Genomic DNA, 19,370 nt, shown 5'->3' with positions numbered 1-19,370 from the left:
TGACTGCTAGCTTTTCCCCGGTAAGAAACTCAAGAGGCACGCTAGGCCAGGCTGTCGGTCATTTTTCCGGATTTTTTCAAATATTTGATATATCCATAAACCAGGCCAAGAAATACGCCGATGCCTATAAAAAGCTTCACACGCGTATCGCTGTCAGGCGTAAGTTCCGGGTATCTGAACAAAATGATCGCCGTGATCCCCATTAACCAGACGAACAAAGTGTTATATTCCTTTAAAATCCATCGCTTATAATTAAACCGCATGTCTTTAAATGTCTCAGACATGCCATTAAAATTGATCAGCCACCGGTTTACTCTTTTACAATAATTGTCAAAATCGGCCCCGAACTTGTTGCGCAAAAAGTTTTCTTCTGCAAGCACGATCGCCTGATATATAAACAAGAAAGATGGCATAACAATGCCCACATATACCAACGAATTGGACAAAATTCCTACACCCAGCAGCATGAGAATGTTGCCTACATAAAGCGGATTGCGGCAATGTTTAAAAATCCCTTCGGTCACAAGCTTTTCTGCATAAACCCTTCTGTCGCGCCCGCCGCGGATAATGTAAGCGAGCCCGATCGTGATCCCGCGGATAATTTCTCCCGAGAATGTTACCAGCAAACCCAGAATGATTGGAAACAAGTAATATTTTTCTCCGAAATGCTCTGGCTTGAACAACATCGGCGACGGAAGGAAAAGCAACAGATAAAGAAAAATGAATAAGATGTTTCTGAACCTGAAAAAGAAATTACCGATAGTTACCATTTTATTTTTTATAAGCGATTAGTCCTGAAAAGTTATACCATTTAAAGAAAGTCTCACAGTCTCCGAAACCCGTTTCCTTCAACAGAAGCAAGTTTTCGGACAGCTTGTAAGGGATCAGAACGTTTTCCAAAGCCTCCCTTTTTTGCGAAATTTCCATTTCGCTGTAATGGTTACGGCGCTTATAATTATAGTAATATTTGATAAAGTCCCGGTTGAATACGGTGCTTTCCGCAAGCACTTTTTCAACCAGCAATAAAACTCCTCCCGGATTCAATCCTTCGTAAATGTTGCGCAAAAGCCGTTCTCTGTAAAGCGGCCTTACAAATTGCAATGTGAGACAAAGGATCACAACCGACGCATTCTTAATTGGAAGCGGCTCGTGCAGATCACCGGTCACCAGCTCGTAAGGGCGAACAAAACCTGCCTCTTTAAGTTTGATATCGCATTTGTCAAGCATTTCGGTGGACTCATCTATCCCTATGAACCGGATATCGGACGGGATGAGCTTGTCCACTTCTATCATGGTGGTGCCAGTTGAGCAACCGAGGTCATAAAGGGAACTTCCTTCCTTGACGTGGTCCGCTGCAATCTCCCCGAGCATACGCTGCATTTCATTATAAAACGGGACGGATCTGCTGACCATGTCGTCAAAAACCTTTACAACTGTCGTACCGAATTTGAAATCCGATACTTTGGTAATCTCATCTTTGAAAACATTGTCCTGTTCGGGATGCGGTGATTCGGCCATGCTTGGGTTAGGTTTTTCGGGATATGGTTTTATTTCGTCTGATCAAAAACCCTGCCATGAGCCCATTAAAGCACTGACACGGAATTCGTCTTTATCATTTGACAAATAAAACACAAAATCCAGCCGCTAAAAGCATTACCCGAAGATTTTTGCAATCTACACAGGTTTAATCCGCTGCACGACCGTTTTGCCGGTCGCCGTTTCGACTCCTTTCAGTTCAATATAAAGTACATTGGGAGACCAGAACGTTCCACCGTCGATCCGGATAAAAACCCGGCTCAGGATGCATTCCTTTTTATCAATATTGGCGTAAACGTGATACTCGTTCTTGCTGTCTTTTTTTAATAAAAGCGGCAATTTGGAATAAGCCACCGACCGCAGTTCGAATGCGGAATTGCCGATTGACTTGGAATTGATCCCGTAAGCAAACTTGCGCTGCAGATAATTGAGATCCGATTTTTTGCCGCCGTCGGCATACTTGATCCAGAACGCATCAACAGGATTCTTACGGCTTAACTGGCCCTGTGCATCCACGTTAAGATGGTAAATGATTGTATTCGCATTGGGGTCACGCTGAATGTAGAAAAGTAATCCGGGGATATTCTTTGGTACGGGAAACTCGTCGGGCTCAGCAACGGCCGCGATTGAGTTTTTATCTGCAGAATGGCTCTCTGAATACGAACACAGCAGCAGGCTTAGCGCCAACATGATACTGACTGCGTTTTTCATAAAATTTGTTGAGTAATACTACTATTAATAAATTGCCTGGGCAATCATTTCTCGGTCACATTCACCATATTGAAGCACTTCTTCAACCATTGCGGCATTTCCCGAAAATGGTCCGGACGACTGTATTTTCAATGTGGCCATGGCCGCACCAAATTCACCTGCTTCCTGCACGCCTGCTCCCTGTATTCTTTTGTTCAGATAACCGGCCATGTAAGTGTCACCGCAGCCGGTCGCATCCACGATCGCCGTTGGCTTGTAAGCCGGAATTCTGAAAAAATCATTGTTTTTATAGATCAGTGAGCCTCTGCTGCCCAAGGTTATAATCACTTCCTTTACACCAAGGTCCGCGAGATATGCTGCGCCCTTGCGCACGTCGCTGGTGCCGGTAACCACTTCCATTTCAAACTCGTTTGCTTTGAGTATAGAAACATGCGGAAGCGCTTCTTTTTTATCGGCCCAGTCTTTATACAAAACCTTTTGATCCTTCACATAACGGAGAAATCCCTGGATGTCCAGTGAAACCGTGGCTTTTTCAGCAAGCGACTTCAACAGATCAACCGTAATATCATCCGAAAGCAACGGACCCAAATGAAATATCCTCGATTCAACGTCAGGCATCTGCGCGGTGGTGAATGGCGCTGCTTTGTGCAGCACATTCTGTTCGCGGTAATCCTGGTTGGCACTGTAGATATTTTCAAAATACACCGTATGCTCGCTCGGCTGAGAGAACACCTCGATATTTTCTTCCCTTAATGCGGATAAAATGTGGTTTTCTGATTCTGCCAAAGCTGTTACCAGCACATAGTTCACATCGAACTGCCGCAGCGCTTTGGAGAAATAAAACGATGTGCCTCCAGGCATGTATTTGACAGACTGAGGGGTTACCACTTTATCCAATGTGATGTGCCCTATGGTACAAATGTCGTACATCTTCATTTTAATTTAATTTTACCAAGGCTTGTGTCAGTGCCCGGTAAAAGTTGACAACTAACCCAAAATCGTTATTGTTTCCGCTATTTGGGCAAAATCGGTAATCTCAACATCCGCGTCCGAAACTTCCATCTTCGTTTCACCGGCATCCTCCCACCCTTTTACATTCAGCCAGATTGTCTTGCAACCCAATGATCGGGCCGGCTGAATGTCTTTGGAGTAAGAATCTCCGATGACCACACATTCCTCAGGAGCAAAGCCCAGTGCGTTAATGCCAAGCTGGTAAATTTGCGGGTCGGGCTTCCGGACGCCAACGACAGCAGATTCAACGACAGCCTGGAAGTAACTTCCAATGCCAAAGTCCTGCAAGACATGATTGATGTTCCCATAAAAATTGGAAACCATCACGAGCGGGTATTTTTGCGCCAGCTGTGCCAGAACAGGCGCTGCTTTTTCAACATTAGTGCGTGCAAAAAGGTCGCATTCGCGTGCTATGGATTCAATGCCTGCTTCGTCTAAACTGAACCCGTTCTCTTTCAAAAAACTGAACTGCTGCTGGATTTTCAGAAACAAAACATCATAAAATACATGCTGCGGTTCAATAATCGGTTTGATCGCCAGGGCTCTCTCGCCATATTTGTACGCACCCGAAAATGCCTCTCTATCCACATTTACCTGATTATTCTGGTAACTTTCCCATAAAACATTGGCCCAATGCAGGCCGTTGGTATCGATCGTACCACCGTAATCAAATAAAATTCCTTTAATCATAGATACTTCGGCTTTCGGCATTCAGCTGTCGGCCCTTTGTAATTTTTAAAATATTAAATCAATCCGTCGAAAGCCGACCGCCGAAAGCCACATGCTAATGCTCCTCCAAAACGACTTCTTCCTTCACTTTCGACTTCTTACTAATCAATGCTAATCCGATAATGATCCAGACAATTTCCCTGATGCGCATGACAATTCCGATAAAAACCCCCTGAACCGGTGCAAATCCAACGCTGGCCAATGCAAGCGCTAAGCCGCCTTCTCTGGTTCCCAGCTGCATCGGGAAGAAGAATATCAGGTTCGCAAACAGCGAAGATCCGGAACTGACAATGAGTGCTTCGGGCCATGTCATGCCTAAGCCGATAGCGTGTGCTGTGAAGAATATCTCGGCGCAGCCAATGACGCGTGCCGTGAATTCATAGAACAATGAGATGTAAAAAATGTTTCGCCTTTCTGCGTATAAAATGCGGATCTGCTCGTCGACTTCGTACAGGTTTTCAGCGTTCTTTTCAGCAAAAGCATTCGCCTTGGCTTTGATGAAAGGAATCTTCCCGAGCAACCGAAAAGTGCTTACGGTAAATCCTTTTTTATAAACATTGATAAACCAATAACCTAACACCAAACCCGTGATCAGCAGCAAGCCGCAACCCGCCAGCATGACATTGTTCAAAGGCACAACTGCCACGATCAGCACAATAGACGCCAGCCAGAAAAGAACATGCGAAAACATGTGCATTAAGCTGTATAACAATACCGACGAAGTGGCTTTTTGAATGCCTAATGCTGGTTTCAGCTCTAAAATCCGGTAAGGCTCGCCGCCTAATGCCACAAATGGCGTAATGTAATTGATCGCATAACCTGAAACCGTAAGCCTCAGAACGGACCAGAACGAAAGGTTTGTTTCAGGCGAGCCCGGCTCTCTGATAATGGCCCGGAAAGCAAGCGCATTCAGCAAATAAATCACCAGCCAGCTTCCTATCACGGGAATAAACCAGATTCCCGTCCTGTTGATATTTTCCCAAATGACCATCGGTCCTGTGCCATAGATCATATAGCCCAGTGAAATAATCCCGATTGCCATGAAAATGGCTTTATACGCCTTGGTACTCATTCGTTTTTTCAGTCAAAATCTTTTGATAAAAATAACGGCTCACTTTTTCCTGGTTCACGATCATGTAAATCAGGATCGGGTTGAGAACAAATATGTCGAAGAAGAAATAGATCCACGACTGATCCAGAAACAACCATAGGAACAGAAAAATCACCCGCGTGTTGAACTGGACAATGTTAGTATACTTCATCAATGGCTTGTTATGCGCACGAAAATCAGTAACCAATGCTTTGGGCAGACCATTCGGATATTTTTCGCGAACCAGCGTCAGCAATTTTTGCAAATGCGGTGAAAAGCTTTCCTGCAACTTCGTATAATTCAGATAAGTGCGGGCGATGAACTTCATACCGAAGTTCGATTTCCAGCTCAGGCTGTCATATTCTTTTTGCAGGTCGCGGCTGTTATCCAGCTCGCTTCCAGAGGTTCCTTTGATAAAATACAAATGCACATTGCGATAATAATCAGCCATAGCAGACTGCACCACGTGCGAAGCACCCGCCAGCACACCCGGAACCCATATTAACGCGCTCCATCCTTCTTCCATGCTTCGGAGACAGATGGCAATGTGAATGGCGATAAACCAGAAATCTCCCGCTGCGCCGTCCAGAATGCGCCCCAACCGGCTTTTATCATTGGTCATCCGCGCAAGCTGTCCATCTGCGCTGTCAAGCGAATTGGCGAACACGAGCAGCAGCATTCCGATCACATTGATCCACAATTCCTGATAGTAAAAAAGAATCCCTGCGGCCACACCAAAAAAGATGCTGATGATTGTGACCGGATTGGGCCTCAACCCTATTTTGGCACAAAACAATGCAATCTGATAACCAATCGGACGATAAAACCAGATGTCAATCTGCTCTTCCGTATCGTTCGATTTGAGTGAGGCTTCGAATGTCGAAATCTCGGGTTCTGAGATGGGCTTGGGGTTACCTTTTAAAACTGGATCCATTAATTGCTTTTAGTAAATTTCTCAAATATCATTGCGGCAATGTGTCCTGACGCTTTATCACGGCATGGCGCAAAGCTTGGCCAGTCGTTGAGGTCGATAATGTGGAAGTTACCGTCCTTGCCTACAATGGCGTCTCCACCATAAATATCTATTCCAACCCCGCCTGCTGCGTCCGTTGCAACGTCTTTCAAACGAACCGCGTCAAAAGGATAATAAACCGAATCGCCGTTAATGCTCTGGTATTCCGAGTATTTGTGGTGATTGTTGTCATATGGGTAAAACCAAAAGAAAAAGTCCGTTCCGCGCACGCCGTAAAACTTAACCAGGTCACCGATCAAATGCTTGCTGATCACCGCATCAGGAATGTCGCGCAATGCATATTCACGCAAAATCTCCTTCGCTTCTTCCCTGGACATTGCAAACGACACGTCTTCTTTATGAATGGCGTGAAAATCGCCGCGTTTGATCCAGTAACCTTTTCCTTTTATGTTGTCAAAAACTTCGTCGTCCTTGTAATTTGTGGGCACGATGTAACTTTCGGCAACGGGAATGTTGTTCAAATTCAATGCATTGGTCAGGTTGGTGCGAAAGCAGTTTTCAATTCCAAATGCTGAGTTAATCACCTGAACACCTTGTGATTCAAGTTTTTGCAACTTTTTCACGACTTCCTTCTGACGGGCCATTGTGAAAATTTTCTGCTGGGAAACATCTTCCATCGCCAGGAAATCGTCCTCGCAGCAAATCGTCACATTACATCCCAGTTTTTCCAGCTCCTTCGCCGTCAGGGAAAAAATCGCATCGTCGTTTCCAATGTGGTTAGGCGAAAACTTTTTGTTTCGGTGTACGCCCAATATGTTCAAATCACTCATTTACGCGGCGGCAGGCCAAACTTTCCTGCCTTTAATTGGTGTCAGTAATCAATTTATTTAAAATCAGACCGCAGCCTCAGGGCTCAGAAACAGCTCGGCTGTCCGGATATCCTGAACGTGGTCCACGTCAACAATTTTCGAAAAAGGATATGCTTTGAGCGCAATGCCACTTTCCAGCAACTGCCGCTGAAAATTCCGCATCCGGCTCACACCGCCTTCCACCGCTTCACTTACGAGTGCAATCGCATCTTTTCTGAGGCAGTAAATGCCGCCTGAAACGAAGCGCGTTTGCGTGCTGTTTTCGTCGGTGAATGCAGTAATGTTGGCATGCTCGTCTGCGGTAACATACAATGGACTTTCGTCGTCAATGAAACTTGTAACCGCCATCAGCCCGCCAAGATCATTGTTTTCTTCAAATGTGTTAATGTATGTTGCGAACTCCTCTTCTTTGAAAACTGTGTCCGTTGTTGTGAGGCAAACTGCTTCCAGTTCCGGATCGGTCCGCAGCAGTTCATACACGCTGTGCAATGAACTTGGCGTCGACTTTTTCACAATATTAATAGGCAATGTTTGGCTAAGCTCCTGCAAATGACTTTCCAACGCAGCGGATTCTTCATTGATAATGACCATGATCTTTTCAGCATTGTTCCGCATGAAAATGCCTATCAGCCTGTCTATCAGCATTTCACCGTGCAGACTCACCATTGGCTTTGGAAGTTTGAAGCCTTCCTTTGCCAAACGTGAACCTTCGCCAGCCGCAATGATTGCGTAATTCATATCGTAATTCGTGTCGTTATATTTGTATTAAAAATCAAGCCTGAAACGTGCCCTTATGCCCCATTCGGAAACATTCGGGTTGTCGAGATAGGTGAAACGTTTTACCAGATCGACCCTTAACAGCTTGAAAATGTTTGCTATACCCACGCTTCCTTCAATGTAAGGCTCGCGCGACAATGTGTAACTGATCGGTTTGCCGGTCTCATCCACCGGGAAGCGGAAAAGCCCCGGGTTATTGGCAGGGTTATTCTCATCCCTGAGCCCGCCCATCAGCCCTTTGAAGCTAAACACTTCTCTCAGTTTCAGTTTTTTCAGTAAAGGGATTTTGTTAAACAAAAACCCATTCATATAATATTGCACGTCCAGACTCGCATAATGATCGCTGACAAATTCCAGGAAGTTCATCAAGTTGTAACTGTTGAGCTGGTAAGCGTAAGTCTGGTTGGCGCGGTGTGCCGTCAGCAGCGGGAAAAGGATTTTGTTACCCAAAATATAGCTTCCCTCAGCCGTCACGTCTGCATAACCAAACTGCGACAGATAAACACGCTTCGCAATGTTGAGCGAAAGGTTATGGTAACGGTTCTGGCCTTCAAAAACGCCTTTCAAACCTGCATTATAGCGGAATGTGAAGATCGGATATTTGTTAATGATCGGCGTGCGATACAATTTCCCCTGATAATATTGCTCATGCGGCGCATAACGGAGTTCGAGGTTTGTTTCGGTGTTGCTTAATCCACCTACATTCTCCAATTCACCTTCCCTGCCCAATCTTTCGTAGCGCAGGATGCCCGCAGGTGTTTGATGCCATTGTGTAAATCCGATTTTGTAAGAAAAGCGGCTTTCGAATTCGCGGACATATTCCAGTTTGTAAACATCATTGTAAAGCCAGCGGTTGTTATCTCCCCTTTTGAATGATAAAAGGAAGTTATCTTCCTGCACAAACTGCAAATCCTGACCCGGAATCTTGGTGTCGCGCTGGTAACTTGCGCGGATATAATTCAGTGGAAAATGGTAAACAGACTTGTTATTGAATGAGTAAGTCCCGCTCAAAAAGTATTTCCATTTCTGATCCTTGAAACCATAAGCGGCATAAGTTTCAAAATAAACGCGTTTGCTGAAATCCGTCGTCGTTCTTCCGCCGAAACGCAGTCTGAAACCTTCCACCGGGTTGAAACTATAAAATGTGTTCACCGGCCCCACTTCCACTTTGCCAAATGACTTGTAACCCGACAAAAGCAATGTTGCAATGTCCATGGTCCTGCGGAATGACGGAATGGTTTGCAATGTGTCCACATTCCTGTAAATATTTTGCTCCATCGGTTCCAAAGGCATGTGCCGCTTGCTTGCCCAGAAAGCCTCTCCGGCACTTGCGCTTGGTGTCAAAACAATTTGCTCCGACGGGCCTCTGTAAACACTGTCCGGCCGGCTTTGGTTAACCGTGTAATTTTTGAAATTAACGACGCGCTGTCCGTAAAATCCTGCATTTTTCTCACCCAACGCAAATTCCATTCCCAATGTGGTCTTAACCGGGTGGTAACGACCGTCTGGCCCTTTCTCATACTCGAGGCGCGCTTCCAGGTCACGCATGAAGTTGAGGTTAATGTCTTTATTAACGGTCAGATAAGCATTTTGCACACCATAATTTCCATCCAATGTGATAAACAGCTTGCCTTCAAAAAGCATGTCTGTTTTGTTTCTTGGCACAAAACCAAGTTCAACCAACCAAGGCGTTTCTGTCTTGATTGTATCGCGGATAAAGAATTTGTAAAAAGTCGGTGCTGTATTCGCAATCGGGCTCAGCAACAGGTTTGTCGCGATTGAAATGTCATTTTCGTAAAGATTTACATCTTCGTAAAGTCTGTTGAAATAGGCGCTTAACCCATCATTATCAATAAACTTCGCGTCGAACTCAGCTCTTCTGTTGGCAAGCACCCATTGTTTTTTAGTATATGGATTTTTGCGGAAGTAAATCTGTGAAAGCTTTTCCTGAATGTAAGCCGGCAGCAAGCTCTTGCCACCCATCGCCGTTGAATCCTGATCCTGAAACAAGAATTGGTAATTCCTGAAAATGCGCTTTTCCTTAAAATTGTCGGAAAGGTTGCTTAGCGCGAACGAGATCTTTTCATACTGCTCGTATTCCACAAAGTCGTTGGCAGCCATTTTGTTCTGATCCTTGTGTGCGATAACCTCGCGGATCAGCTGAACAGCCGGATTGTCTTTGTTTCTGTAACGGCCTCTTCCTTTAATGGTAACTTCTTTCAGCATCGAAGCATCCACCGCCAGCTTAACATTGATCACCTGATCAATTCCGGGCGTGATGGGTTTTTCAATGCTTAAAATATCCTACGTAGGTGAATTTGACGGTTTTGTATTCTTCGCGTAATGTAAGTGCGTATTTTCCATCGGCATCGGAGGCAGTTCCCATTGTAGTCCCGGGAATGAGGATTGATACAAATGGCAATGTTTCGCCTGTTTTTGCATCGGTAACAGTTCCTTTAATCGTGGTGCTTTGCGCTCTGGCAGTTACTGATACAGCCTGTACGAGACAGATTATCAGCAAAACTTTAAACCATAACGACTTAGATATCTTTTTCATTTTTGATACTCATAACGTGTTTTTTCATGCCTAATGAATGTATCATTTACGCCGGAACCCCTGCATAATGATCAAATCTGCATTCTTATATTTAAAGCCACTTATTCTCCTTGTACCACATCAGCGTTTCCTGCATTCCCTGCCTCAGATCGTATTGCGGCTTGTATTGCAAGCTGTTCCTGGCGGCGTCGATGCTGCAAATCCAGTTTGAAGCTGTGAGCTCTTTTCAATTTTTCCCTATTCAAAACCGGGGTAGCAGAAGTAAAGCCATAGATGAAGTCCAGAACGGTCGCCATCGTTTTTACCAAAGCCAGAGGCAAATGTGCCCTGAAAATATTTTTACCGCTGATTTCCCGGAACCGGTCTGCAAATGCATAACGGTCGTAAGCCTGTCCGTCCGAAATATTATAAATCGCCGTTTCGCGCTGATTTTCGCGCATGGCAGCCATGGTAACGGCCACCAGATCTTTTACATAAACAAAACTCAACCGCTGCGGACCTTTGCCAATGTAAGCGTCCAGTCCCTTACTCAGCGTCTTGAAAAGAATAAACAAATCCTTCTCGCCCGGGCCGTATACCGCCGTCGGACGGATGATCGTCAATGGCAGGCCGCTCACTTCTTCCAGAGATTTTTCTGCAAGCAATTTGCTTTTTCCATAATCGGTCACAGGAATCGGCAATGTATTTTCCGTAATCGGCTGCTGTTCTGCGTAAGCAAGCGGGCCAATAGCGGCCAGACTGCTCAGGAAAACAAACCGCTTCAAAGGAATGTTAGCCGACATCGCTGCTTGTGCCAAATGCAATGTGTATTCGGCATTCACTTTGTTGTATATCGCGGGCTTTTTGGCCTTTGTAATGCCAGCTGCATGGATTATGTAAGTGTAACCTCCAACTTCCAGCAACTCGGTCAATGCATCTCTTGATTCAAAATTGGTATTCACAAACGACAGCGGGCCCTGGCTTTTCTTTTCTGAATCACTTTGCAGCTTTTTCAGGAAAGTGAGATCGCTGGTTGGCCTTACGGCGGCATGCACTTCCATGCCTGCTTCCAATGCTGCTTCCACCAGGTGAAACCCGATAAAGCCGCTTGCCCCCGTAATGAATACCCTTTCTTTCATATTGCTTTTTCCAACAATCTGTACCGTTTGTACAGCTTTCCATTGATCTGCTCAATGGCGTGGTTCATCAGGTAATTTCCTTCCAGCATCCACGAGCATTCTCCGCCTGTGACCTTTGTTCCGTAGGTATTTTTGATAATGTGGCCGTATAAACACGCCTCAATACCCATTTTACGATAACCTTCGATCACGCCCAGTGTGAGTACGCGGATGCGGGTTATGTTTTTCTTGCCAAACAACAATTTGAAAATTCCGGTTGGCAGCAAACGTCCGCGCTTGATCTTGATCTGGATCTGGTTCACGTCCGGAATGCCCAAAACGAAACCAACCAGCTTGTTATCCTTCTCAGCAACGAGGCAAAAGTTCGGGTCAAGGACCAATTTCAAATCGTTGGCCAGATAATCAAACTCCTTCTCGGTCATCGGAACAAAGCCCAGATTCTTGTCCCAGGCACTGTTGTAGATTTCCCTGATCTTGACAACCTCGTTTTTGAAATCTTTGAGGTTGATCTTGCGAATCGTAATGCCGCTTCTTTTCAGCCTTGCTTCCAATGCTTCAATCAGCCGCACCGATTTGTCATTTGCCTCATTAACATTGATCTCGTAAGCAAGCAGATCCGTCTTTTTTACAAGTCCTGTGTTTTCAAGCAAAGGCACATAGTAAGGTGCATTGTAAGGCATCATGGCCATCGGAGGCTTGTCATAACCTTCAATCAGCAAGCCGACGGTGTCATTTGTAGACAAGTTAACCGGCCCGATCAGGTTGTTAGCGCCTTTTGATTTAACCCATTCTGCCGCCTGCCCTATCAGCAGATCTACAACTTCCTGGTCATTGATTGTGTCAAAAAAACCAAAGAAACCGTCTTTTCTTCCTGTAAAAGCATTGTGATTGCGGTTATCAATCGCCGCAACCCTACCCACAATCTTATCTCCGTCGTACGCTAGAAACAGTTTCACTTCCGAATGTTCATAAAAAGGATGCTTCTTCGGTGAAAGCATGTCTCTTTGAGCGATAAAGAGTTCCGGAACATAATTGGGATTTTCCTTATATAATTCGTGGGGAAAATCGATAAATAATTCCAGTTCTTTGGGAGAGTTTACGTGGGCAATGCGCTTCATAGTTTTTCTGTAATTGCCTCCGGGCAGATTTGACGATATATTTTGGCCATTTTATCGACCGCCTCCTCAATCTGTCCGAAAGTATGCGTCGCCATAAGCGAGAACCTGATCAATGAATGTTCAGGACGAACTGCTGGTGACACCACAGGATTCACAAATACGCCGTCTTCCTGCAATAACTTGGTCATCAGGAAAGTCTTCTCATTATCGCGGATGTAAACCGGCAAAATCGGACTTTCTGTGTTACCCAGGTCAAAACCATTTACGAGCAGCAATTCTTTCGCATATCTGGTGTTAGCCCAAAGGCGCTCAATGTGATGCGGCTCTGATTCAATGATGTCCAATGCTGCCAATGTGCTGCCAACGGCTGCCGGCGTCATACTTGCGCTGAACATTAATGAACGTGCGCGGTGTTTAAGATAATCGATCGTTGCTGCATCTCCGGCAATAAAGCCACCCAATGATGCGAGCGATTTACTGAATGTTCCCATGATAAGGTCGGTCGTTTCGGTTAAGCCGAAGTAGGAAGCCGTTCCCGCACCATTCTTGCCAATTACGCCAAGGCTGTGCGCGTCGTCAACCAAAACCGATGCATCAAATTCTGCTGCAATCGCATTTAATTCGGGAAGCTTAACAATGTCGCCTTCCATGCTGAAAATCCCATCTGTCGCAATGAGCTTAACGGCTTCTTCTGGCAAAAGGCTCAGTTTCTTCCGCAGGTCCTTCATGTCATTATGCGCATACTTGATCACTTTCGAGAAAGACAGGCGGCATCCGTCGATGATGGAAGCATGGTCGCTTTCGTCCAGGATCAGGTAATCATTCCGACCGGTTAGGCTCGACAATGCACCGAGGTTAGCCTGGTAACCCGTGCTGAAAAGCACAGAAGCCTCTTTTCCGGTGTATTGTGCCAGTCTTCTTTCCAGTTCCTCGTGAATGTCCAGTGTTCCGTTCAGAAAACGGGAGCCTGCACAGCCGCTTCCATATTTTTGCACGGCCTTCTGCGAAGACTCGATAATGTATGGATGCGAGGTAAGTCCCAGATACGAGTTGGATCCAAACATAAGGACCGGCTTACCGTTGATGATAACTTCCGTGTCTTGCCCGGATTCGATGGGACGGAAATAAGGATAAAGACCTTTGGATCGAATGATGGCCGCGTCTTTAAATTCGGCGATGCGCTTATTTAATTTTTTACCCATAAGTAATTAATGTCAGAATCAACAGCTTCTTTAAGTGGGGTGCCTGTTGGCTTCAAGCCTGGGCTTGATGAGGGATCAGAGCGATCAGTTGGTATTGTAGTTTTTATCTTCCATGCTAATGTTTTTTAGAACTTTGAGTTTGATAAAATTGTCAGTTTCCGCCTTATGCGCCTTCAATTACCCTGTTCCTAAATTACTATCCCGATCAGAAAAAAGGTCGGATTTGATCAACCGGTAAACAAAGTTAAAAGGTAAACCCGATACCCGCATTACTAGTTCATCAAAAACCCTATTCATTTTGCATTTTACCGTTAACATGAAAAAATTTATTTTGTACTTTTTGCCTGCTCAGTCGCTAAAATGTCAAGTTCTGGCCAACTTTGATTTCAGTATTCCTAAAAGGGTGCAGCTACAAAACAGGTATTTTTTCATGTTAACGTTTATTGGTGCTAAACTTCCTCAACTACGACACGCCGGGAAGTCGTGCCAGAGCGGGATCTGAAAGATGCCCACTTTTCTCCTGCTCTATCCACCAGATAATACATCATTGGCACGAGATAGATGGTTAAAATCATCGAACTGGTCAATCCACCTATTAAAACCCATGCCAGTGAATTCTTCCATTCAGCGCCGGCGCCGGTTGCAGTTGCGATCGGGATCATACCGATAACCATCGCAATTGTCGTCATCAAGATCGGTCTTAACCGTTCTTCACCTGCTATCAAGATCGCCTTTCTGAAGGGCACCCCTGCCTCCTTTTGCTGGTTGGCAAAATCGACGATCAGAATTGCATTTTTAACCACCAGACCGATCAGCATCAGCATACCCAAAAGGGCGAAAATACCAATGTTAGATGACGACAATGCGAGGGCCAAGAGCGCTCCGATTACTGCCACCGGAATTGAGAACAACACGACGAGGGGATACACAAAACTGTCGTAAAGCAGCACCATGATAAAGTACACCAGAATTAACCCTGCAAGCATGGCCAGACCGAGCGATCCGAAGCCTTCGCTCTGGTTTTTCGCGTCACCGCCCCAGGTCAGGATCACGTCTGAAGGAAGCGGCTTTTCAAGCAGACCTGCCTGAATGTTGCTCACCAATGTTCCCGATCCGATGCCCAAAGTATTTGCAGTCACTGTTACGGATGAACGACGGTTTTTCCGCTCAACAATAGAAGGCCCGTTGCTCAGACTTACATTCGAGAACTCTGCGAGGCGCACGGATCTTTTGGCCGTAGGACTGTAAAAAGTAATGTTCTTCACGTCGTCCGGATTCTTGCGATCGAATGCGTCCATCATAATGCGGATTTCATAATCTTCGCCGCCGTCCCGGTATTTCGAATCGTCATTTCCTGCGAAAGCGTTTTGCATGGTTGCACCCACGGTCTGAATGTCCAGTCCGAGCTTAGCCATTTTTTCGCGGTCAATTTCAACCCTAACCTCCGGATTACCAGCTTCTACGGACACATTCACGTCATTCGCTCCCGGCGTTTTTCTTAGCCTGTTTGCAAGATCATTGGCGGAAACCAGGATCTTGTCCAGATCGTCTCCGCTCAGGAAGATCTCAATCGGCGATGTGCCTGAGTTTACCATTCCGACCGCTGCCGAGTTAAATTCGACACCCGCAAATTTCCTTTCCAGCTCTTTGCGAACTGCAAGCATATAATCTTCCGTAGGCTGCGCATTCTTGCGTTCGGAAACAGGGATCAACTCTACGGTAAGCTCAGTGCGGTTTGTTTCGCCACGGCCCGAGCTGTTAAGTCCTGTGCTGGCTCCGCCGACGTTTGCAAAAATCGTCTTAACCTCCGGTTTTGTCCTCAAATAATCTTCAATCTGTCTGGAAGTGAGGTTGTTCTGCTGCAAAGAAGCGCTTTTATCCAGTTTCATGGTCAAAAGGAATTTGCCCTGATCACCTTCCGCAACGAACTCAGATCCAATGATTCCCAGGCTCATTACCCAGACCGTCATTCCAAAAATGGCGATCAGGATGCCCGAGAATGCAAGCTTATGACCCAAAACCCATTGCAAACTGCCGTGATACCATTTTGTCAGCTTCGTAAGGCCATTTTCAAACCATAACAGAAACGCCTGAACCGGATTTTTTGGATCAAGATGCTCAATGCGCGCCATGTTGGCCGTCATCCAGGGCGTAAGCGTAAAACTTACCAGCAAACTGACCATTGTTGCAAATGCAACGGTTAAGCTGAACTGGCGCAGCAAATCGGCGATAACCGAGTTTACAAAAGTGATCGGAACGAAAACCACTACGATTACAAGTGTGATCGCAAGCGCAGCAAAACCGATCTCGGTAACGCCTTCAATGGTTGCATCCCAGCGATTTTTACCCATTTCAAGGTGTCGCTGAATGTTTTCGAGGATTACAATCGAGTCATCGACCAGGATCCCGATCACCAGCGAAAGTGCCAGCAATGTCATCAGGTTCAGCGAGTAACCCATCAGATTCATAAACAGGAAGGCTGCAATCAGCGACGCCGGCACCGAAACCATGACAATAAATGCATTTCGGAAACTATGCAGGAACAGCAACATAACAGCTGCAACCAGGATCACGGCAATGATCAAGTCATGCGTTACGGCTTCAACCGATTCCAAAGTAAAAATGCTGCTGTCGTAAGCAATCGCAAATTTCACTTTGTCCTTTGCATTCGTCTTTTCGATTTCAGCCAGTTTTTCCTGGATGGATTTACTGATCTCAACCGCATTGGCATCGGATTGTTTTTTCACAAATAAACCAATTCCATTCACACCATTGTAACGGCTAATACTCTCTGCGTCAGTCAATCCGTCGGTTATTGTTGCGACGTCTCCAACGCGGATGGGGCTGCCGGTTACAGGCGAAGAAATTACCAGATTACGAATGTCATCCAGCGAAGTGAATTTTCCTGCCAGACGCAAAGTCATGTTTTCGCTCGTGCTTTTCACTTTACCCGTTGGAAAATCCAGGTTAGCCTGGTTAATGGCCTGCGAAACCTGTAAAAGTGATAATCCGTAAAAATTCAGCTTATCATTATTCACATTCACACGGATCTCACGCTGATCGCCACCGGTCATAGTAATTTCTGCAACACCTTCGATCTGCGTCAAAACGGGCAGATATTTGTCTTCAACCTGCTGATAAAAAACTTCATTAGGCAAGAGCTGAAGTCGCCAGTAACTGCATAATCGGCTGATCACTGGGCGATATTTTGGAAAGCGAAGGCGTTTCCGCATCGTCAGGCAAGTCGCTCAGCATGTTATTTACATCACGTTGCGCGTCTTCCAATGCTTTGTCAATGTCTGTTCCCGCTTTGAATTCGACAATTACCAGCGACGCACTTTCCAAAGATTTGGAAGTGACTTCCTTAATGTTGTCCAATCCGGAAACCGCGTCTTCAATTTTCTTGCTCACTTCTGACTCAACTTCCGTTGGAGCCGCGCCAGGGTAAACGGTTGTAATGGTGATCGTTGGAACTGAAAATTCCGGCAGCAGCATATAATTGAGCTGCGTGTAAGACACCAGTCCGCCCAACACGAGCACCGCGAACATCACAATGATCAGGGACGGGCGCTTTAATATGGTTTCAATAAATTTCATGATTTCTCAGGCTAATGTGGGTTATTGCGCGATAACTGAAGTCCCGTTCTGTAAGTTGATCTGGCCGCTGGTAACCACTTTGTCACCCGCGTTCAGGCCCTTTGTAATTTCATAATATTCGTTTGTTGTCGCTCCAATGGCCACGTCGCGCAGGATCGCTTTTCCATTTTCAACCACATAAATCTGGGGCTGTTTTGCGGAACCCGTGATCGCCTGGCGTGGAATGGCAAGTGCTTCGCCTTTCACTTCGGATGCATTGGCAATGGTGCCATACATGCCCGCTTTTAATGGATTTTTCTGTGAATTCTGAACCGTGATCTCAACCGGATAATTGTGCGCTTCATCGCCTTCTGCGCTTACCATTGTCACTTTTCCGTTGAAGTTCGCTTCGGGATAAACGTCCGTTTTAATCGCGATCGACTTGCCGTTGCGGAATTCGTTTACAGATTTTTCAGGAATGTTCACCACCAGTTTAAGTGATGAAATGTCGGTGATTTCTGCCAAAGGCGTTCCTACGCTCACTACTGAGCCTTTTTCTACCATTTTAGCCGTTACTATGCCCGAAAAAGGCGCGATAATGCTCGTGTTGCTGATCTGTTTTTGCAATTGTTTGATCTGTGCTTCTGTGCTTCGGATGCTCAATTGTGTGCGTTCCAGATTCACTGCGGGAACGGCATCACCTTTTACAAGCACTTCAAAACGTTTCAGATCATTCTGATAACCTTCCAATGTAACCTGCAATGCTTCAACCTGATAGCGCAATTGTTCATCATCTATCTTTGCAATCAGCTGGCCTGCTTTCACAAATTGACCTTCCTGAATGTTCAGACGGATAATCTCGCCGCCAGCCTGTGGTCTGATCTCCACTTTTCTGTTTGGTGTAAATGATCCCAGGAATGAAACGTCCTGCGCTAATTTACGCATTTCGGCAACTGCCACTTTCACACCCACTTTTGGGTCTGCATCCGGCACATAAACTTTTTCGGCTGTCTTTTCTTTGTTATCAAGCAGCTTGGCAGCAGTGAGCCCAATCACCACAATCACGGCTAAAAATATAAGTAAGCGTTTCATAATCTTGATGTTAATAGTAGTTACGAGAGTAAATGAGTGATGTTATTTTTGAATTAATGAGCCGGTTGCCTTTTTCCATTCCAATTCTGCTTTCAGCAACTGCACGAGGGAAGTCAGGTAATTACTTTGCGCGTCGAGATTGCTGTTTTCTGCCTGGATTACGTCTGTTAATGAGACAGTTCCTTCTTTAAATTGCAACTGGATCTGGTTGTAAACCTTTGAAGCCAATGCAACCTGGTCTTTTTTAGCATTGATATTTCTCTGCTCTACGGCGAACTTGTTCCTAGCATTCGCTTCTTCCATCGCAATGGATTCCTTCACCTGGCGAAGCTGGACATTCAGTTTTTCATTATCGATCTGATTCTGACTTCTTTTCGCCCTTCTGGCCAATCCGTCAAAAACACTCCAGTTAAGCGTTAATCCCGCCCAGTAACCCGGCACATCCTGGAATGTCGAGTTGTCACCCGTTTTGGCATAAAAAGCCATATTCGCTGTCCCATAAGCACTTACAGTCGGAATAAATCCTGCCTTGATATTCTTGTCCTGCAATTCGTTCAAATCACGCTGTTTCTGCAAAAGAGCGACATCCGTCCGCCTTGTTTCTGAATCTCCGGACTGGGAAGGCAATGTTACATTGCTAACGTTAACCGCTATACGGATCGAATCTGATTGCGGCGTTCCGGTGTAATATTTCAAAAGATTAACAAGCTGGCTGTAATTGTCCCGCAATGTTGCAAGCTGGGTTTCGGTTGTGGTTTTATTGATCAGGATCCTGTCAACATCCACGCGCTGGCCTAATTTATTCTGATAGAGGAGGTCTGAAACTTTATACATGCGATCCAGCGAAATGAGGTTGCTATCCAGAAAAGCCATTTGCTGAACCACCGTTACTGAAGCGGCGCACGAAAAACGCGAAAGTGTTTCACGATAAATGCGAAAAACTAGAGAACGGACAATGAGAGGCTCGGTTAATATCGGCTGCATAACTGAACGAAGTACAGGGCATAACAT

At 45.5% G+C, this 19,370-nt stretch carries 18 protein-coding genes; all 18 read right to left on the bottom strand.

All coding sequences use genetic code 11. The features are described 5' to 3' along the window. Positions 1-41 precede the first annotated feature (41 nt). Positions 42-770: a methyltransferase family protein gene (locus AC0IYG_RS23920; RefSeq protein WP_471713589.1), complete on the bottom strand. Its 729-nt coding sequence runs from the start codon at positions 768-770 to the stop codon at positions 42-44. A 1-nt stretch (position 771) separates the two neighbouring features. Continuing rightward, positions 772-1,518, bottom strand: coding sequence for a carboxy-S-adenosyl-L-methionine synthase CmoA (gene cmoA / locus AC0IYG_RS23915; RefSeq protein ID WP_471713588.1), 747 nt, complete (start codon positions 1,516-1,518; stop codon positions 772-774). A 156-nt stretch (positions 1,519-1,674) separates the two neighbouring features. After that, positions 1,675-2,247 (bottom strand): DUF4833 domain-containing protein, encoded by a 573-nt coding sequence (locus AC0IYG_RS23910; RefSeq protein ID WP_471713587.1) that lies wholly within the window; start codon positions 2,245-2,247, stop codon positions 1,675-1,677. A 24-nt stretch (positions 2,248-2,271) separates the two neighbouring features. Then, positions 2,272-3,183 (bottom strand): PfkB family carbohydrate kinase, encoded by a 912-nt coding sequence (locus AC0IYG_RS23905; RefSeq protein WP_471713586.1) that lies wholly within the window; start codon positions 3,181-3,183, stop codon positions 2,272-2,274. A 51-nt stretch (positions 3,184-3,234) separates the two neighbouring features. Next, positions 3,235-3,948, bottom strand: coding sequence for an HAD family hydrolase (locus tag AC0IYG_RS23900; RefSeq protein ID WP_471713585.1), 714 nt, complete (start codon positions 3,946-3,948; stop codon positions 3,235-3,237). Positions 3,949-4,042: 94 nt separating this feature from the next. After that, a complete protein-coding gene (locus AC0IYG_RS23895; RefSeq protein ID WP_471713584.1) occupies positions 4,043-5,059 on the bottom strand; it encodes a lysylphosphatidylglycerol synthase transmembrane domain-containing protein in 1,017 nt (338 codons plus the stop codon). After that, on the bottom strand, positions 5,040-6,011 hold the full coding sequence (locus AC0IYG_RS23890) for a CDP-alcohol phosphatidyltransferase family protein (protein WP_471713583.1): 972 nt from the start codon (positions 6,009-6,011) through the stop codon (positions 5,040-5,042). The genes AC0IYG_RS23895 and AC0IYG_RS23890 overlap by 20 nt, the downstream gene beginning before the upstream one ends. After that, entirely contained in the window at positions 6,011-6,880 is an 870-nt protein-coding gene (locus AC0IYG_RS23885) for a hypothetical protein (protein WP_471713582.1), read from the bottom strand. The genes AC0IYG_RS23890 and AC0IYG_RS23885 overlap by 1 nt, the downstream gene beginning before the upstream one ends. Positions 6,881-6,943: 63 nt before the next feature. Then, positions 6,944-7,657 (bottom strand): nucleotidyltransferase family protein, encoded by a 714-nt coding sequence (locus AC0IYG_RS23880; protein WP_471713581.1) that lies wholly within the window; start codon positions 7,655-7,657, stop codon positions 6,944-6,946. 27 nt (positions 7,658-7,684) lie between these two features. Next, positions 7,685-9,955 carry a DUF5686 family protein gene (locus AC0IYG_RS23875; RefSeq protein ID WP_471713580.1) on the bottom strand — a complete coding sequence of 757 codons (2,271 nt, stop codon included), beginning with the start codon at positions 9,953-9,955 and terminating at the stop codon, positions 7,685-7,687. Between the two features lie 28 nt (positions 9,956-9,983). Continuing rightward, entirely contained in the window at positions 9,984-10,253 is a 270-nt protein-coding gene (locus AC0IYG_RS23870) for a carboxypeptidase-like regulatory domain-containing protein (protein WP_471713579.1), read from the bottom strand. Between the two features lie 101 nt (positions 10,254-10,354). Next, the gene (locus AC0IYG_RS23865; RefSeq protein WP_471713578.1) at positions 10,355-11,371 is read right to left on the bottom strand and encodes an NAD-dependent epimerase/dehydratase family protein; all 1,017 of its coding nucleotides are present in this window, start codon (positions 11,369-11,371) and stop codon (positions 10,355-10,357) included. Continuing rightward, positions 11,368-12,489 carry a hypothetical protein gene (locus AC0IYG_RS23860; protein ID WP_471713577.1) on the bottom strand — a complete coding sequence of 374 codons (1,122 nt, stop codon included), beginning with the start codon at positions 12,487-12,489 and terminating at the stop codon, positions 11,368-11,370. The genes AC0IYG_RS23865 and AC0IYG_RS23860 overlap by 4 nt, the downstream gene beginning before the upstream one ends. Then, positions 12,486-13,691 (bottom strand): serine palmitoyltransferase, encoded by a 1,206-nt coding sequence (spt, locus tag AC0IYG_RS23855; protein ID WP_471713576.1) that lies wholly within the window; start codon positions 13,689-13,691, stop codon positions 12,486-12,488. The genes AC0IYG_RS23860 and spt overlap by 4 nt, the downstream gene beginning before the upstream one ends. Positions 13,692-14,140: 449 nt before the next feature. Continuing rightward, positions 14,141-16,888, bottom strand: coding sequence for an efflux RND transporter permease subunit (locus tag AC0IYG_RS23850; protein WP_471713575.1), 2,748 nt, complete (start codon positions 16,886-16,888; stop codon positions 14,141-14,143). Further along, complete coding sequence (locus AC0IYG_RS23845) at positions 16,842-17,288, bottom strand: efflux RND transporter permease subunit (RefSeq protein WP_471713573.1); 447 nt, start codon at positions 17,286-17,288, stop codon at positions 16,842-16,844. The genes AC0IYG_RS23850 and AC0IYG_RS23845 overlap by 47 nt, the downstream gene beginning before the upstream one ends. A 21-nt stretch (positions 17,289-17,309) precedes the next feature. After that, a complete protein-coding gene (locus AC0IYG_RS23840) occupies positions 17,310-18,359 on the bottom strand; it encodes an efflux RND transporter periplasmic adaptor subunit (protein ID WP_471713572.1) in 1,050 nt (349 codons plus the stop codon). A 42-nt stretch (positions 18,360-18,401) separates the two neighbouring features. Continuing rightward, a partial coding sequence (locus AC0IYG_RS23835; RefSeq protein WP_471713571.1) for a TolC family protein occupies positions 18,402-19,370 on the bottom strand: 969 nt, incomplete at its 5' end.

The organism is Dyadobacter sp. AC419, from assembly GCF_979253085.1.
Note: the sequence above shows the minus strand (reverse complement) of the source record. Positions and strands in the feature narration are given on the sequence as shown.

Bases quoted from the DNA above. Each gene is read 5' to 3' on its own strand.
- AC0IYG_RS23920 (WP_471713589.1), bottom strand. From the start codon at position 770: ATGGTAACTATCGGTAATTTCTTTTTCAGGTTCAGAAACATCTTATTC.
- cmoA (WP_471713588.1), bottom strand. From the start codon at position 1,518: ATGGCCGAATCACCGCATCCCGAACAGGACAATGTTTTCAAAGATGAG.
- AC0IYG_RS23910 (WP_471713587.1), bottom strand. From the start codon at position 2,247: ATGAAAAACGCAGTCAGTATCATGTTGGCGCTAAGCCTGCTGCTGTGT.
- AC0IYG_RS23905 (WP_471713586.1), bottom strand. From the start codon at position 3,183: ATGAAGATGTACGACATTTGTACCATAGGGCACATCACATTGGATAAA.
- AC0IYG_RS23900 (WP_471713585.1), bottom strand. From the start codon at position 3,948: ATGATTAAAGGAATTTTATTTGATTACGGTGGTACGATCGATACCAAC.
- AC0IYG_RS23895 (WP_471713584.1), bottom strand. From the start codon at position 5,059: ATGAGTACCAAGGCGTATAAAGCCATTTTCATGGCAATCGGGATTATT.
- AC0IYG_RS23890 (WP_471713583.1), bottom strand. From the start codon at position 6,011: ATGGATCCAGTTTTAAAAGGTAACCCCAAGCCCATCTCAGAACCCGAG.
- AC0IYG_RS23885 (WP_471713582.1), bottom strand. From the start codon at position 6,880: ATGAGTGATTTGAACATATTGGGCGTACACCGAAACAAAAAGTTTTCG.
- AC0IYG_RS23880 (WP_471713581.1), bottom strand. From the start codon at position 7,657: ATGAATTACGCAATCATTGCGGCTGGCGAAGGTTCACGTTTGGCAAAG.
- AC0IYG_RS23870 (WP_471713579.1), bottom strand. From the start codon at position 10,253: ATGAAAAAGATATCTAAGTCGTTATGGTTTAAAGTTTTGCTGATAATC.
- AC0IYG_RS23865 (WP_471713578.1), bottom strand. From the start codon at position 11,371: ATGAAAGAAAGGGTATTCATTACGGGGGCAAGCGGCTTTATCGGGTTT.
- AC0IYG_RS23860 (WP_471713577.1), bottom strand. From the start codon at position 12,489: ATGAAGCGCATTGCCCACGTAAACTCTCCCAAAGAACTGGAATTATTT.
- spt (WP_471713576.1), bottom strand. From the start codon at position 13,691: ATGGGTAAAAAATTAAATAAGCGCATCGCCGAATTTAAAGACGCGGCC.
- AC0IYG_RS23845 (WP_471713573.1), bottom strand. From the start codon at position 17,288: ATGAAATTTATTGAAACCATATTAAAGCGCCCGTCCCTGATCATTGTG.
- AC0IYG_RS23840 (WP_471713572.1), bottom strand. From the start codon at position 18,359: ATGAAACGCTTACTTATATTTTTAGCCGTGATTGTGGTGATTGGGCTC.